General features: G+C 55.8%; 13 protein-coding genes. 5 read left to right on the top strand and 8 right to left on the bottom strand.

Going from position 1 to position 15,684, the window contains the following annotated elements; genetic code table 11:
* Position 1: 1 nt before the first annotated feature.
* The 3 genes from ACR0EV_RS05100 to ACR0EV_RS05090 all read left to right on the top strand — a co-directional run bounded on the left by ACR0EV_RS05100 (position 2) and on the right by ACR0EV_RS05090 (position 5,283).
* Positions 2-526 carry a TRAP transporter small permease gene (locus tag ACR0EV_RS05100; RefSeq protein ID WP_480799085.1) on the top strand — a complete coding sequence of 175 codons (525 nt, stop codon included), beginning with the start codon at positions 2-4 and terminating at the stop codon, positions 524-526.
* Complete coding sequence (locus ACR0EV_RS05095) at positions 523-1,782, top strand: TRAP transporter large permease (RefSeq protein WP_480799084.1); 1,260 nt, start codon at positions 523-525, stop codon at positions 1,780-1,782. The genes ACR0EV_RS05100 and ACR0EV_RS05095 overlap by 4 nt, the downstream gene beginning before the upstream one ends.
* Positions 1,783-1,977: 195 nt before the next feature.
* Positions 1,978-5,283 (top strand): ATP-binding protein, encoded by a 3,306-nt coding sequence (locus ACR0EV_RS05090; protein WP_480799083.1) that lies wholly within the window; start codon positions 1,978-1,980, stop codon positions 5,281-5,283.
* A gap of 104 nt (positions 5,284-5,387) precedes the next feature.
* Here ACR0EV_RS05090 and ACR0EV_RS05085 read toward each other — a convergent pair whose 3' ends face one another.
* Complete coding sequence (locus tag ACR0EV_RS05085; RefSeq protein WP_480799082.1) at positions 5,388-6,080, bottom strand: Crp/Fnr family transcriptional regulator; 693 nt, start codon at positions 6,078-6,080, stop codon at positions 5,388-5,390.
* Between the two features lie 185 nt (positions 6,081-6,265).
* On the opposite strand from ACR0EV_RS05085, the gene hemA reads away from it, so the two are divergent.
* Positions 6,266-7,489, top strand: a complete 1,224-nt coding sequence (gene hemA / locus ACR0EV_RS05080) for a 5-aminolevulinate synthase (RefSeq protein WP_480799081.1) — start codon at positions 6,266-6,268, stop codon at positions 7,487-7,489.
* 56 nt (positions 7,490-7,545) lie between these two features.
* On the opposite strand, the gene ACR0EV_RS05075 is transcribed toward hemA, so the two are convergent.
* From ACR0EV_RS05075 to ACR0EV_RS05050, 6 genes are read right to left on the bottom strand one after another with little or no spacing between them, the layout of a single operon-like run.
* Positions 7,546-7,833 carry a cytochrome C oxidase subunit IV family protein gene (locus tag ACR0EV_RS05075; RefSeq protein WP_480799080.1) on the bottom strand — a complete coding sequence of 96 codons (288 nt, stop codon included), beginning with the start codon at positions 7,831-7,833 and terminating at the stop codon, positions 7,546-7,548.
* Between the two features lie 5 nt (positions 7,834-7,838).
* Positions 7,839-8,387, bottom strand: a complete 549-nt coding sequence (locus ACR0EV_RS05070) for a cytochrome c oxidase subunit 3 (protein WP_480799079.1) — start codon at positions 8,385-8,387, stop codon at positions 7,839-7,841.
* Positions 8,384-10,306 (bottom strand): nitric oxide reductase activation protein NorD, encoded by a 1,923-nt coding sequence (locus tag ACR0EV_RS05065; RefSeq protein WP_480799078.1) that lies wholly within the window; start codon positions 10,304-10,306, stop codon positions 8,384-8,386. Before ACR0EV_RS05065 ends, ACR0EV_RS05070 begins: the two co-directional genes overlap by 4 nt.
* A 9-nt stretch (positions 10,307-10,315) precedes the next feature.
* A complete protein-coding gene (locus tag ACR0EV_RS05060) occupies positions 10,316-11,131 on the bottom strand; it encodes an AAA family ATPase (RefSeq protein ID WP_480799077.1) in 816 nt (271 codons plus the stop codon).
* A complete protein-coding gene (locus ACR0EV_RS05055; RefSeq protein ID WP_171094611.1) occupies positions 11,131-12,498 on the bottom strand; it encodes a cbb3-type cytochrome c oxidase subunit I in 1,368 nt (455 codons plus the stop codon). Before ACR0EV_RS05055 ends, ACR0EV_RS05060 begins: the two co-directional genes overlap by 1 nt.
* A 16-nt stretch (positions 12,499-12,514) precedes the next feature.
* Entirely contained in the window at positions 12,515-12,964 is a 450-nt protein-coding gene (locus ACR0EV_RS05050; protein WP_171094608.1) for a c-type cytochrome, read from the bottom strand.
* Positions 12,965-13,204: 240 nt separating this feature from the next.
* Here ACR0EV_RS05050 and ACR0EV_RS05045 point away from each other — a divergent pair, with 240 nt between their 5' ends.
* On the top strand, positions 13,205-14,311 hold the full coding sequence (locus ACR0EV_RS05045) for a Hint domain-containing protein (RefSeq protein ID WP_480799076.1): 1,107 nt from the start codon (positions 13,205-13,207) through the stop codon (positions 14,309-14,311).
* 3 nt (positions 14,312-14,314) lie between these two features.
* Here ACR0EV_RS05045 and ACR0EV_RS05040 read toward each other — a convergent pair whose 3' ends face one another.
* The gene (locus tag ACR0EV_RS05040; RefSeq protein WP_480799075.1) at positions 14,315-15,511 is read right to left on the bottom strand and encodes an NnrS family protein; all 1,197 of its coding nucleotides are present in this window, start codon (positions 15,509-15,511) and stop codon (positions 14,315-14,317) included.
* Positions 15,512-15,684 lie beyond the last annotated feature (173 nt).

Genomic DNA, 15,684 nt, shown 5'->3' with positions numbered 1-15,684 from the left:
GATGCTGAGACGTTTTTCGGCCCGTGTGGCATGGCTAGAACTGTGGCTGGCGGCATGTCTGGCCGTGTGCGTGACCGTACTGATCCTGCTGAACATTGTGACCCGGTATTTCGGCGCAGCCCTGTTCTGGGTGGATGAACTGGCCATCTACACCATGGTCTGGATGACATTTCTGGGGGCCTCTGCCGCGTTGCATCACAGGGATGCGATTTCCATCACATTGGTCACCGATGCAGTGCCAGAGAGCGTCCGGCGGCTGCTTCTGAAATGCGTTGATGTGATCATATTCGGCTTTGCCCTAGCGATGCTATGGTTCTGCTGGCGTTGGTTCCTGCCGCTTGACATCGCGCGCGCAGGCTTTGACACACAAACGTTTCAGGGCACCACGTTCAACTTTATCTACGCCGAGCCGACCACCACGTTAAGCGTGCCCAAATACCTGTTCTGGCTGGTGATGTGGCTGTTTTCGCTGGGGGCGACACTGCATTCGGCCATGCATCTGTTTTCACGGGAGCCACAGGCATGAGCGCAGTTGTCTTCATAGTTGCGCTGCTTTTGTCTGTGCCCGTGGCCGTGGTGCTGGCTGTAACCGCGATCTGGTACATCTGGCAAAGCGGCAACACGGTGCTGTTCGACAGCTTCGCGCAAAAGATGTTCGGTGGTTTGGAAAACTATGGGCTGCTGGCGATCCCATTGTTCATGTTGACCGGAGAGTTGATGAACGAAGGCGGCATGACCCGTCGTCTTGTCGCCTTGGCGCGTATCTTTGTTGGTGGCTTCCGAGGAGGGCTGGCCTACATAAATTTATTGGCGAATATGTTCATGGCCGCCATCATCGGGTCGGCCACGGCGCAGATCGCTGTGATGTCGCGCGCGATGGTGCCCGCGATGAAAGATGAAGGCTATGGCGAGGGTTTTGCAGCGGCGTCCACGGCGGCGGGCGGGTTGTTGGCTCCCGTGATCCCGCCATCCATGCTGTTCGTCATTTTCGGGGTGCTAGCGCAGGTTCCCATAGGTGACATGTTCATCGCCGGGATCATCCCGGGGCTGTTGCTGTCAGTGTCGTTTGCGCTGGTGATTACTCTGATCGGATGGTCACAGGACTTTCCAAAGGGCGATTGGATGACACGTGGTGAAGCACTGGAAGCTTTTGTCGCCGCCATCCCGGCACTGTTGGTCCCTTTCGCGATTATTGGCGGCATTCTGTTTGGCATAGCAACGCCGACAGAATCCGCCGCTGTGGCGTCATTCATTGCGTTCTTGGTCGGCTGGCTGATCTATAGGGACCTTGACCCCCGTAAATTGGGAGAGATGTTCAAACGCACGGCGGCAAACGCCTCGATGATCCTGTTTATGATCGCGGCGGCAAGCGTGTTCGGCTGGGTGATCATCTATGAAGAACTTCCGCAGAAACTCGCCGGTGTCATTACCTCGATCACGTCCGATCCATTTATGTTCCTGCTGATTGTGAATTTGGCGTTGCTGCTTATCGGCATGATCATCGACGGAATTGCTGCAATCATACTGATCACTCCGATCCTGCTGCCGATTGCAACCGGGTCGTACGACATCAGCCCCTATCAATTCGGAATCGTCGCCTGTCTGAACCTGGTCCTCGGTCTGCTGACCCCGCCCGTCGGGATTGGCCTATACATTGCCTCATCCATGAGTGGCACAACACCGGGCTCGATCCTCAGATCGCTTTGGCCTTTCCTGATCGCGGTGGCTTTGGTTCTGCTTTTGCTCAGCTATTTCCCCATCCTGTCGACGGCGTTGATCTAAAGTTGATCCCAAAGGCCCAACAACCCAAGCAATCTGACAGGAAACATCCTGTCTTCGCTCTGCGCTCTTGACCCGTCCTGCCCCGTCGTTCTTGATGAGATTAAACACTCTTGACGGCTCCCAAGCCGGTCTTAAGGGTCAAACGAAAAAGCGGAGAGCATGGCACCGTATTGACGATGCCACGCGCAAGGTCAAATGGGCGATATTGCAAACTGGCTGAGCAAACATGGCTTGTCCAAATATGCTGATGCCTTTGCCAAGCATGAGATCGAGTTAGGCGATCTCTCGGAACTCAGCGACGATGACCTTGTAACCATTGGCCTGCCCCTTGGGCCAAGACGCCGTTTCCTGAAAGCTGTTCGCCAAGGCGCTCAAAGCCGTTCTGGCACTGAAGCCAATATCATTGCGGAACGCAGACAACTGACGGTGATGTTTATTGACCTAGTGGGCTCCACACCGCTGTCGCAACAGCTCGATCCCGAAGATCTGGCCGAAGTTCTGAGGTTGTTCAAAGAAACATGCGCAGCAGCCGTTGCAGCTTATGACGGCCACATCGCCAGCTATTATGGCGATGGCATCATGGTGTTTTTTGGCTTTCCGCACGCGCACGAGGATGATCCCGAACGCGCCATTCACGCAGGTCTGCGAATTATTCGCGAAATCCCGGCCTTGAGAACGCATGCCCAGCTTCAGGTGCGGATTGGCATCGCAACCGGATTGGTCGTTGTGGGCGATTTGCGTGGCGAAAAGATGTTCGAGGATGGCACGGCAATGGGGGAAACTCCCAACCTTGCCGCGCGGCTACAATCCATGGCGGATCCGGGCACGCTTATTGTCGCGCCGACGACCCACGAACTTGCGGGTGACACGTTTGAATATGTGCGTCGTGGGGCGTTTCAGTTAAAAGGCTTCGCCAAGGAAGTCGAAGCTTGGCAAGTCACCGGAACGCGCCAGAACCTAAGTCGCTTCATCGCGTCCGGTGACATCGCGATGAACTCTCTTGTTGGTAGAACGCTAGAGTTCAAAACGCTGCACAGCAAATGGGATTTGGCCCGCCAGGGGCATGGTCAGGTGGCGTTGGTGTCAGGCGAGGCGGGTATCGGTAAATCGCGTCTGATTGAAGAGCTGAGCCGTACGATCCCCGAAGCCTCTTTCCGGCACATCCGTTTCCAATGCTCACCTTACCATGATGCAAGTGCGTTATATCCCGTTATTCGCCAACTTGAGTCCGCCGCAGGGTTGAGAGCGGACGACAGCGCGACCCAGAAATTGGACAAGCTAAAACGCGTTTTGGGCACACAGTCCGACAGTGCGTTAAAATTGGCCGCGTCGCTTCTGTCGATTCCGTTCGAGGATCAGTTAGGCCCACTGGATCTGACGCCTGAGCAGGTCATGAAACAGACCTTGGACATGCTGGTGGACCATCTGGTCACAATGTCCCGAAAGACCCCGATTCTGGTGCTTTTTGAAGACGCGCATTGGGTCGATCCGACGACAAAGACGCTGCTGGATCTTTTTGTCGATCAGATCGGTGATGCATCAATTCTTTTGGTGATGAGTTATCGCACAAGTTTTAACCCGGGCTGGTCATTTACCTCAAACCTCACACATGTTGATTTGAAGCAGTTGGGCTTTGCAGAAATCAAGGAGATCGTGAACGAAGTCGCCAGCGGCACAGCCGTTCCAAACGCAGCCTATGACCTGATCGCGGCGCGCTCGAATGGGGTTCCGCTCTATGTCGAAGAAGTTACCAAGGATCTGCTGGAAGCCAGTTTCCGGCCAGATAGCCCGGATGACTATACACCTGATCAAACCTCAGCGTCGTCATCAGTCCCGAAAACCCTTCATGACGCCTTGATGGCGCGACTTGATCGATTAAGCTCGGCCAAGGAGGTCGCTCAGATTGGAGCGGTCATTGGCCCCCAATTCTCGTATCCTTTGATCGCGCAGGTATCGCGTTTTGATGAAACGGCCTTGCGAGCAGGTCTGGATTTGTTGGTGGATGCTGGCATCATGACGCTGTCGGGGAAAGAATACGAAGAAACATTCAGTTATCGGCACGCGCTGATCCGCGACACGGCTTACAATAGCCTTTTAAAGCGAGAGCGCCGAGCGTTACATGCCCGGGTGGTTGCAACACTGAAGCAGGCTGAACACCAAGACACGGCTGTTGGGCCGGAAATTCTGGCCCATCACTACACGATGGCGGATATGTCAGAGCAGGCGATCGATCACTGGTATATGGCCGGTCAACGCGCTGTGGAACGATCAGCTGCAGTGGAAGCCGTGACACAGCTGGGCAGAGCTATCTCTTTGCTGGAAAAGCTGGAGGAATCCGTTGACAGAGACCGCAAAGAAACGCGGATACAAATTTTGCAGGCTGGCGTTCTTCGTTCAACCGCAGGAATAGCAGCAGATGAAACAGGGGCGGCTTACGCTCGAATTCGCGACCTGTGCAACCGGTTAGGTGAAACTGAGCAGTTGTTTCCGGTACTAAACGGCCTTTACGCGTATCACCTTGTAAGGGGCGAGTACAATCTGGCCAGGGACACGGCCGCACAATTGCTGGACTTGGCAAAGCTGACCAAGGAAACACACCATACCATGATCGCCCATCGGGCCATGGGTGCGGTCTTGTTGCACATCGGGGATTTGGAGCCGGCCTGCGATCACCTGAAACAGGCGCTTGAATTGTATGATTTGGAACAGCACGGCCGCCTTGCATATGTGTATGGCACCGATCACGCAGCCATCACATCGTGTTTTCTGAGCATCGTTGTCTGGATGCGTGGTGAACCAGACCGGGCGCTCGAGATTCAACAGCAGGCGGTTTCGGCTGCACAAGAGTTGAAACATGCGCACAGCTTGGCGCAGTCATTGACCTATCTTTGCATGCTGCACCTGCTCCGGCGCGAGCCTGAACAGGTCTATGGTGTTGTGGTTCGGTTGGAAGCTCTGGCCGTAAAGCACGCTTTTCCGTTCATGACTTTGACGGCCAATGTCTGGCGCAGCTGGGCGGATGCATTGCTTCATCCAAACCAACAAACTTTCAGTGCATTGCGCAACGCTGCCGAAGCGTGGTGGGCCAGTGGGGCAGGAAACTACAGACCGCTGTTTCTGACCGCATTGGCCGAGGTCTCGTTGAACGCAGAGGATGCAAAAACAGCGCAAGATCTGCTGAATGAGGCACGTGCGCAGCAAGAGTTGACCAACGAAGGATGGGCGCAGGCTGAAACAGACCGTGTCGAAGCAATGGTGCAGTCCTCGGATCAACCGGCCGACGCCCCTTTTGCACGCGCCTTGAAAACAGCGCGCGAACAGCAAGCCAGAATGTTTGAGCTGCGAACTGCAGTGGAATACTTGCGGACCTGCGAACGTTGCGGTTTTGCACCACAGTTTCCACCAGACGTGGACGGCATTCTAGGCACGATCAAGGGTGGAAAACAAAACCGAGATGTTGAAGACGCTTTGGCCGTGCTGGAACACGCGAAAACGTCGTAAGTTTATTTTCAACCTAGAGAGTGAGTGAACCAGCTCAAAGTCTTCCAGGCTGAATTTACCGTTTGAATTGTCTGAGCGTGAACTCGATTTACGACTTTCGGAGGTTACCTCTCGCTCGGGTCGCTTTCCGCATAGTCGCGCAAAACATCGATATCCGCGATATCGGCATGGTTTCTGTTAATCTTGACACCCACAGATTTCAAACGTGAAAACGCGCGGCTCAGGCTTTCGGGTTTCATTCCCAGACGCCCGGCAATCAACATCTTGTCGTAGGGAAGTTCCACTTCGCACGCACCACTTTCGATTTCACACAAATTCAGCAGGAACTCTGCAACGCGCTGCGCGCCAGTTTGCGCCTTGAGCTGCTCAAGCTGCGCTACAAGTGAATGCAGGTGTGTGAAGGTAGACGCCAGGATCGAGACACCTATTTCAGCATCTTCCCGCATCAGCGCCAACAGTACGGGGCTGGGAATGTGCATCACTTCGCAAGGTGACACGGCTTCGGCCGAGACCGGGTACGGTACGTCCCGAAGGGCCACGGCCTCGCCAAAACTGTCTCCACGCGTAAAAACGCTGACGACCGCTTCCGCACCCGTAGGTGTAACCCGGAAAAGCTTGACCCAGCCGGCCAGGACGACGTGAACGGCTTTGGCTTCTTCCTCTTGAAGAAAAATCGTCTCGCCCCGGTCATATTGCCGCCAGACGGCCTGCCGCAACAATGTATCGACATGCTGCTCGGGCAGGCTGCGCAACAGCAGTGATTGGCGTGCGATTGCCTTCTGAGCCTCATGCGACATGCAGGCATCCCCCTGTTAGTCCGTTCCGGGCCGACCCCGGGTTATCATCCCTGGGCAAAGCTATGCCAAAGCACGCTTAGTGTTGCCAGCCCTATTCTTGCGCCGAAACTTGACAATTGTCATGTCACGACCAAGTCGACTGACTTAAATTCAGCTCAAAGCCAGTTATCCGGGGAGCACGTCAGATGGACTTCGAGCGATTTTTCAGCCAGAGCCTCGACACCTTAAAAGATGAAGGCAACTATCGGGTTTTCATTGATTTACAACGACATTGCGGCGCGTTTCCAAACGCGCGGCAGACGGATGGACCGGTTCAGCGGGACGTTCGAATCTGGTGCTCAAACGATTATCTGGGCATGGGTCAGCACCCCTCGGTGATCACCGCCATGCACGATGCGCTGGATCGCTGCGGTGCTGGAGCGGGTGGAACCCGCAACATTTCAGGCACCACCCATGACCATGTGGTACTTGAGGCTGAACTAGCTGACTTGCATGGCAAAGAAGCGGCGCTTCTGTTTACCTCTGGTTATGTTTCAAATTGGGCCGCGTTGGGGACGCTGGCGGCGAAGATTCCGGGTCTGATAGTTTTCTCTGATGCGTTGAACCATGCCTCTATGATCGAAGGCATCCGCCACTCACGGGCGCAGAAGGTGATCTGGAAACACAATGACCTTGCGGATCTGGAAGCCAAACTGGCCGCCGCTGACCCCAACGCGCCCAAGATGATCGCCTTCGAGTCTGTCTATTCGATGGATGGCGACATTGCCCCGATCAAAGAGATTTGCGATCTGGCCGACAAATACGGCGCGATGACATATCTGGACGAAGTACACGCCGTCGGTCTTTACGGCCCACGCGGAGGCGGTATTGCTGAACGCGAAGGGCTTATGGATCGTTTGACCGTTATTGAAGGTACGCTGGGTAAAGCTTTTGGTGTAGTGGGCGGGTATATCGCTGCCTCTGCCGCACTGTGCGATTTCGTGCGCAGCTTTGCCAGCGGGTTCATCTTCACCACCGCATTGCCGCCATCCAACGCGGCAGGCGCTGCGGCCTCGATCCAGCATTTGAAGCGATCGAGCACGGAACGAGACTTGCAAAAACAACGGGTGGCGCAGGTTCGGGCGCGGCTGGATGCCGAAGGCATTCCGCATTTGCCCAACCCAAGTCACATCATCCCGGTGATGGTCGGCGATCCGGTGAAATGCAAGTTCATCTCGGACACGCTGCTGGAAGAATTCGGCATCTACATCCAGCCAATCAACTATCCCACCGTTCCCAAAGGCACCGAGCGGTTGCGGATCACGCCGTCTCCGGTTCATACCGACGAGGATATCGATCATCTGGTTGGAGCGCTGTCAGCTCTGTGGCAGCGCTGTCAGATCGCGCGGATGCCAATGGCCGCGCAGTAATTCAAAGCACCCCTTTGCTTGAAAGACTGCCGCCCTTCGGGGCGGCACATTTTTGTTCAGAGCAGATAGAGGACGAAGACGACCAGTGCAAAGCCTGTCAGCGCAACGGAAAACCCTCGCAGCCAGGCCGGGCTGGTTGCAAGGTCGAGATACTGCGCCAGGATGATGCGGCACTTGAGAAGCGCAAGGCCCAGAATACCTGCACCAACGATTGTAGGTCCAAGCGGTAACATGGTCAGCAGCGCCGACGTTATGCTGAGCACCAACAGGGTGAACCACGCGCGTGTGAGTGCGTTCGGGAGCCTCCGGCGGGAGTATTTGTGAAAAGATGAAGACGCGGGCATCTTGACTATCCAAGCAGGTAGATCACGGGAAAAAGCATGATCCAGACCAGATCGACCATGTGCCAGAACTGCGCGCCTGCCTCAATGTTGCGTGGGTCGTCGCGCCAGGCCACCAAGAGAAGGAGTGCGACCCCGGCCAAGACATGGGCGGCGTGGAAGCCAGTCAAAAGGTAATAGAACAGAAAGAAGGGGTGGGTTTCATAGGTGATGCCCTGCGCTGCCTTTCCTGCGTATTCCGCACCTTTGATAACAAGGAATACAACCCCCAGCGCAGCCGCAGCCGTTAGTGCAATCCGTGCCTTGAACCGTTCCGCGGCGCGGCGCCAGAGCAGAGCCTGCGCGGCAAGGTAACCTGACGTGACAAGCACCGCAGTGTTGAAGGCCGCACCGGTGCGATAAAGATGCGATTGTGCATCGGCAAAGCCTGAAGGATCAGTCAGCCGCACGCCCATGAAGGCAATGAGGCCCGCACCGAAGACCAGTAGTTCCGAGATGATCAGAACCCACATCAGCAACTCGCCAGGAAGCTCGTCAATCAGAGAGGCCTCGCTCATGCCCCGACCAGTTGGCGGTAGATCTGTGGCAGGGCCATGGTCAGGCGGTGCGGGTCGGGGATGACAGCGAAACCGCCCTGCCCAAACATGCGTGGGAACCAGCTTTTGCCGGATTTGTCGATGGTGACGCCAAAAACCGATTGCCCGGCACGGCGCGCCTCACGCACTGCCATGCAGGTGTCTTCGATACCATGGCGACCTTCGTAGTGGTCGAGGTCGTTGGGCTTGCCATCTGTGATGACCAATAGCAACCGGCGCTTGCGGGATTGGCTGGCCAGATCGGCGGAACAATGACGGATCGCGGCACCAAGGCGCGTGTAGTGACCGGGTCGCAGTGAGGCTATACGTTGCTCAACCTTTGCCCCCATTGGTTCATCAAACCGCTTGCAGCGCTGCACATAGACACGTTGACGTTTCAGAGAACTGAACGCATGGATCGAGAAGTCGTCGCCACAGGCGTTCAGACCCCAGGCAAGCGCTGCCAAAGCCTCGCGTTCGATGTCAATCACGGCGCGACCTGTGACCGCGCTTTCGGTCGAACGGCTGACATCCAACAGAATCGACACCGCCAGATCGCGGGCTTCGGGGCGCGATTGCATCCAGATGCGTTCGTTTGCTTCGCCGCTCGCCATTCGCTCGGTCTCGGCACGTACCGCAGCTTCGATGTCAAGCTGGTCTCCGTCCAGATGGCCGCGCGTCATCACACGTCCGGGGCGGAGAGCCTCGAACTGGCGTTTCACGGCACGGATACGGCGGGCGGTTGCAGGGTCCTTGCCAAACTCTGCCGCGTCCTCGCGAATTTCAGCGTCTGAGAGCAGAACATTGACGTGATCGGGCAGGTATTGCCCGGTCCGAACGTCCCATTCAGGATAGAGGATCCGACCTGACAAGCGTTCGCGGTTCACATCCTCTGGTGCAAGGTCCAGATGTAGTTTCAATTTGGTTGGCGGCGCTTTTGAGATCTGACCCAAGCCGATTTCTTCCTGGTCGTCAGCGGCTTTTTTAGCGTTGTCAGGATCATCGTCATCGATGCGGCGGTTTATATTCAGGAACTCGGCCCAGCTGAGGATCGCTTCGAATTTGTGCAGGATGAAACTGTCGCTGCGCTCGGCCTGATCAGATTTTCGACGGCGGGCCCAGTGGGTTTTCTCACCAGACTCTTCAGGTTCGCCCTCGGTCTCGGGGTTTTCCACCTCATTATGTTCGGAGAACCCAACCGCCCGCAATTCAGGCCACAGGGGAACCGGGCGGAAGCTCTGATACCCGCGTGGGGCAGTCAGTTCATCGTCCAGCGCCAAGAATAGTTCTGCCTTCGGCGACAGGGGGGCGGAGTCACCCAGCATATGACGGATTAGTTCTTCAACTGCCGCCTCATCTGAAGGCAAGTCGGGAACGTCGCGATGATGCAGAACGCCCTTGCAAAGTTCAGTGTAGAGCGGACGCAACCCGGGGGCGTTCTCAAGTGTCGCCGCAACCATGTTACGGGAAGCAGCCAGAGCACGCAAGTCAGCACGTAGTGGGTCGTCTTCCTCGATACGGGTACCGGCATGGGCCGCAGCGGCGGCAAGCCAGACGTAAAGCGCACCGTTTGCTTCGCGTGCGGGAAAGACAGCCAGCCGGTCCGGCAGGCGCAGCACTTCGCCGTCAAACGACGCGCGGGGCATCAGTTCGGCCTCGGTCGCCAAACGCCGGCGCCAGCTGAGACGGTGGCGCGAAACCTCGGGTGAGACCGGGCGCAATTCTACGCCCGGGCTACCCCCAAGTCCTCGGAAGAGGACAGCCAGCCGCCCCGCGACCTGAGACAGGTCAACCGCGGCTCCTACATGCACCTGAGGTGCATCGAGGCGGCTGGCAAGGGTGTGCCACAGTTTCCCGATCGTTTCTTCGGGTTCCCATGGCTCAAAGTCGATCTTGACCATCGGCCGGCCTCACCCAAAGACAGCCGTGACAAGATCGAGGAGCCCGCGTTTGATATCCTCGTCATCGGTCAGAGGTTCGATCATTGCGGCGAGGATGGCGCGGTCGGTGGACATGCCTTGCGCAATCAGTGTCGCGGCATAGACAACCAGACGGGTAGAGACGCCTTCCTCAAGGTCCTGACCCTTAAGCCCTCGAAGCTTGTTCGCCAGTCGGATCAAAGGCTTGCAACGTTCCAGTGGCAAACCGCTTTCCTGGGAGACAACCTTGGCCTCCATATCGGGAGATGGAAAGTCGAACTCCAGCGAGATAAACCTCTGACGGGTCGAGGGTTTCAGGGTTTTCAGGATATTCTGGTATCCGGGGTTATATGAAGCCACCAACATAAAGCCGGGCGTGGCTTCGAGCTCCTCACCCGTACGATCGATTGGCAAGATACGCCGATCATCTGTCAGCGGGTGCAACACGACGGTGACATCCTTGCGGGCCTCGACCACCTCATCAAGATAGCAGATCGCGCCTTCGCGCACCGCACGGGTCAGGGGGCCATCGACCCAGACCGTCTCACCGCCTTTCAGCAAGTAACGTCCGATCAAGTCGGCTGCAGCAAGATCGTCATGGCAAGCTACGGTATAAAGCGGGCGGCCAAGTTTGGCGGCCATATGGGCAACAAACCGTGTTTTGCCGCATCCTGTCGGCCCTTTCAGCAGAACCGGCAGGTCGTTATTATAGGCGGCGGTGAACACATCGCATTCATCGCCTTGGGGTAGGTAGAAGGGGGCGTTTGCCGCCCCCTCATTCAGTTTCATGGAGCCATCCATATCCATCACTCCGCAGGAGTTTCGGCTGCGCCGGGTTCAATGACCTCTTTCCGGGGCACCCAGATCGAGTAGATGAACAACAGTGCACCAAGAACCACGACCACACCGGAACCGAGACGCATCCAGTAGAAGACTGCGATTTGGTCCTGCACATCCATGAAGTAGTCACCGACCACACGCTGCATATGCGTTTGCACTGTACCGCCGAAGGTCAGGACAAAGGTCATGAAGACCATGCCGCTGGTCATCAGCCAGAACGAGCCCATGTTCAGCACTTGATTGTACGGATCCCGGTTTTTCAGGATTGGCATCGCATAGGTGAAGATCGCCAGGTTGAGGCAGACATAGGCGCCGTAGAAGGCCAGGTGACCGTGTGCGGCAGTGATCTGCGTGCCGTGGGTATAATAGTTCACCCCGTGCAGCGTGTGCAGGAAGCCCCAGACACCTGCACCGAAGAAGGCAAGCGTGGCACAGCCCAGCGACCACAGAAGTGCTGCCTTGTTGGGGTGGTCACGGCGGCCCTTCCAGACCATGACGAAGGCAAAGGCCATCATTGCGAAGAACGGGATTACCTCCAGGCTTGAGAAGATCGAACCGATCCACTGCCAGTATGCAGGCGTACCGATCCAGTAGTAGTGGTGCCCTGTGCCAAGGATGCCCGAGAACAGCGCGGCGGCGACGATGACATACAGCCATTTTTCGACGATCTCACGATCCACACCGGTTAGCTTCAGCATCAGATAGGCCAGGATCGAAGCCATGATCAGCTCCCACACGCCTTCCACCCACAGGTGGACAACATACCACCAGTATTGCTTGTCCAGGGACAGATTGCCAGGGTTGTAAAAGGCAAACAGGAACAGCAAAGCCAGACCCCAAAGGCCCAACAGAAGAATGTTGGAGATGGCGGTCTTCTTGCCCTTCAGGACGGTCATGGACACATTGTAAAGGAACATGAGCGCGGCCACGACGATACCCGCTTTGACCCATTTGGGTTGTTCAAGGAACTCGCGCCCCTCTTTGCCCAAAAGCCAGTTTCCTTCGAACAGGTTGAAAACATAGGTCACAACAACACCCAGAGTACCAACCACAAGAATGATCAACTGAAGGTAGGCCAGTGTTGGCGAATGGATTTCGCGCTCGGTCTCTTCCGGGATCAGGAAGTACGCCGCACCGAAAAAGCCGAGCAGCAGCCAGACGATCAGAGAGTTTGTGTGCAGCATCCGCACGATGTTGAATGGCAGAAGCTCACTCAGGAAGTTTGGGAATACATAGATGAAACCGGCTAGAAGGCCGCCGATCACCTGTATTGCGAACAGGGCCATGGCTACCGCAAAGTAGGCGTAGGCGATTTTTTGGGATTCGTATTTCATTGCTCCGTTCCCTTTCTCAGCCTGCCTCGTTGGGCGGCCAGTCCTGAGCGTCGATATTGTCCGTCCAGATCAGGAAGTTCGTCAGATCTCGGATCTCTTCGTCGCTGAGGTTGAAATTGGGCATCTGTCGGCGGCCGGGAATGCCGGTCGGCTGTGCTTCCATCCATCCTTTGAGGGATTCAAAGGCCGATTCCGGATCATCCAGCACGCCCCAACGGGTCATCACGTTGCCCACTTCGGGCGCATAGTAGGCCCCTTCCCCAAGGATCGTGTGGCAGTTGATACAGGCGTGTTTTTCCCAGACATGCTTGCCGCGGATCACACTTTCATCAAGCTTGGCGGCGTTTTCCGAGTTAACGATATACAAGTGCGAATGGGCCGACAGGGCCAGAAAGATGAGGATGAAGAACAGTGACCCGCCATAGAAAATGTTACGAGCCATGCTCTTTGTCATGACTTCTCGCATCGCGCTCTCCTTTGCGCAGATTAGCTAGTGTTGTCAGCATGGCGGGTGGCGCGCATCCATGCCTTAACGAAAGTCAAGACATTGAATGTGACGCGATCATGTCTCTAAACTTCTTTATGAGTACCCAAATCGCGCCCTGAAATTGACTTAAAATCACACAGTGTTAATTGGTATCGCGTGAGAGTATCCGAAGAGTGCATCAACGCTTCGGATCAGTAGTAAATAGTGACGGGTTAATCGATGGCGAACTATTCATATATCGGCTATGTGCCGGGGGTCATTTCAGTAAACTTCACCGGGTTTAACACTGGCACGATCACGCTTTCGGGAACCTATGACGCTGCAACAGACCGACGGGTCTTTGATGTAACTGATGCGGCCGGGGGCACGCTGGTCAATGGCGCCCCAGACAACGGAACAGATTTCAACGGTGATCGGTTCAATAACGAATTTGGCGATGACCTGACCCAAACCGGTGTCGTGACCAACCTTGATGGTTCTGTCACGATAGATTCCGGTGCGATCTATCTCGAGGAATCTTACAGCCTCAGCAAACCGGGTGGCGGCACCATAGACGTGTTTCGGGTCGAAGTTGAAGGTAATCTGGTCGGATATATCACCTCAGAACCGCTGGTCCCTGGAACTAATTATTCCTTTGTCAGGTCAAACGTTACACCGACCAACGCACCGGACACATCAGACCCAACCGCGATTGTAGATGTCCCCTGCTTCGTGGCCGGAACACGGATTACGACACCGGATGGCTCTGTTCCCATAGAAGATCTAAGTGTCGGGGATTTTGTTGTAACAGCCGATAACGGGCCGCAAGAAATACGCTGGATTGGTTCGCGTGTGTTGGAGGCGACCGACTTGGCCGCATATCCAAAACTTCTGCCCATTCGGATAACGGCTGGAAGCCTTGGAAAAGCTCTGCCGGAACGGGACCTTTTGGTCTCGCCACAACATCGGATGATGCTTCGTTCACCCATCGCCGTTCGTATGTTTGACAGCGCGGAAGTTCTGGTTCCGGCCCACAAACTGGTGGGCATTCCGGGTATAAATGTGGAGGTGTCGGCGCAAGACGTCGTCTATTTTCATATTCTTTTCGACCAGCATGAGATTATCTATTCCGAGGGTGCCCCGTCCGAGAGCCTGTTCACCGGTGCCCAGGCCATGGCCAGTATTCACGCGGACGCGCGCACTGAGATCTTCGAACTGTTTCCAGAGCTTGCGCATCCGAACTACGTCCCACAACCCGCAAGGCAAATCCCTGAAAAAGGCAGGCGCGCACGCGCTCTTGTCTCTCGCCATATTAAGAATGAGCGTCCACTGATTTCCGAATGCTAGGTCTCAGATCGCCTTTGCAACCCGTGGCCCTGTCAGGGCAGGCCACATCGCAAAGACATACAGCCCAACCGCTGCAATCCAAAGGCCGTCTGCCATCAACATGGCAGACATGTAGCCGCCTGTCAGCTCTGACCCCAACCAACGCACCAAGGCCGCAGCGGCCATCAACCCATAAGCAACCACCATCGGAGACGGTGCAACAAGCGGGCGGCCACTGTGACCCAGTGCAGCGCGGCTCATGACCGCAAGGGTCATGCCACCCACGCACCCGATCCCCAGCAGGTGAATCGCGCCAACCTCGTTACCAAACCCAATAGCTGCCAGCCCCCAAAGAATCAGTCCAAGAGCCAACATTCCAAGACCTAAAAACAACGCGAGTAGAATAGGCTGACGCATAGCCCATTGTGCTCTCCAACGCGCCATACGTAGTATTTGCACGCAGCCCAACACCAGAGCAACAACACCTGCCACCGGGCTTGTTTGCAGCGTCAGCACAAGCAAAGGCAAAAGCAGCGCCAGAAACATCGCAAACCTGTCCAGCTGCGGCACAGAAACAGGCCAGGTCGCCTCTGGCTGACCAGCACGCTTCATTGCATTTCGGGTAAACGCTGGCGTGATCCGGCCCCCCAGAATCGCAATCATCGAGCAAAGGGTGAGTAACCCTGTCCGCACCCCTGTGTTCAATGTATCAACGGTTAAACCAATCCATTCCAAATGAACCATAAGATTAGCCACCCAGATCAAACCTAGAAGGTACACAAACACCATGTTTTGCAGCTTGGGTCGACGGATCAACTGGCTCGCAACTTTTAATGCCAGAATTGGTACAAAAATCAGATCCAAAAAGGCCACGACCAAGGGTGACAAAGAACCAGAAAACCAAACGGCCACCCGCCCGGCAATCCAGAGAAACGCGACAACAGTAATAAAGCGTGCCCGCGCCTCGGGGGCTCCGGTCCAATTCGGAACAGCGGTCAGGAAAAATCCACCCAAAGCCGCGGTCGCATAGCCAAAGATCATTTCATGGGCGTGCCACATGACCGGTGGCATGGCATAGCTTTGATCCCGAAGCGGCAACAGACCGTCCAGCGAAGCCAACCATGCGCCCCAGGCTACCCCTGCGAACACACCGTAAAGACCTGCCAAAAGGAAAAAGACACGAAACCCCTCGCTGAAAACGCGTTTTATCACAGATGCCATGCCCGCTCTCCATAGCCTCGCCAGTGGTTACGCAAGCTCTATCGCGGCGGGTTTTGCGCGGCCTTAACAGAAATCAAGACTCGATTAAACATGCGCGAAAATCTCAAGTTTTATTGGCGTTTCAACCGTTGAATTTTTGCCATGAAGTCTCAGTTTGCGCCCTTTCCGTTGAC

Source organism: Ruegeria sp. CF8 (assembly GCF_056537285.1).
This window is presented reverse-complemented; position numbering and strand designations above follow the sequence as displayed.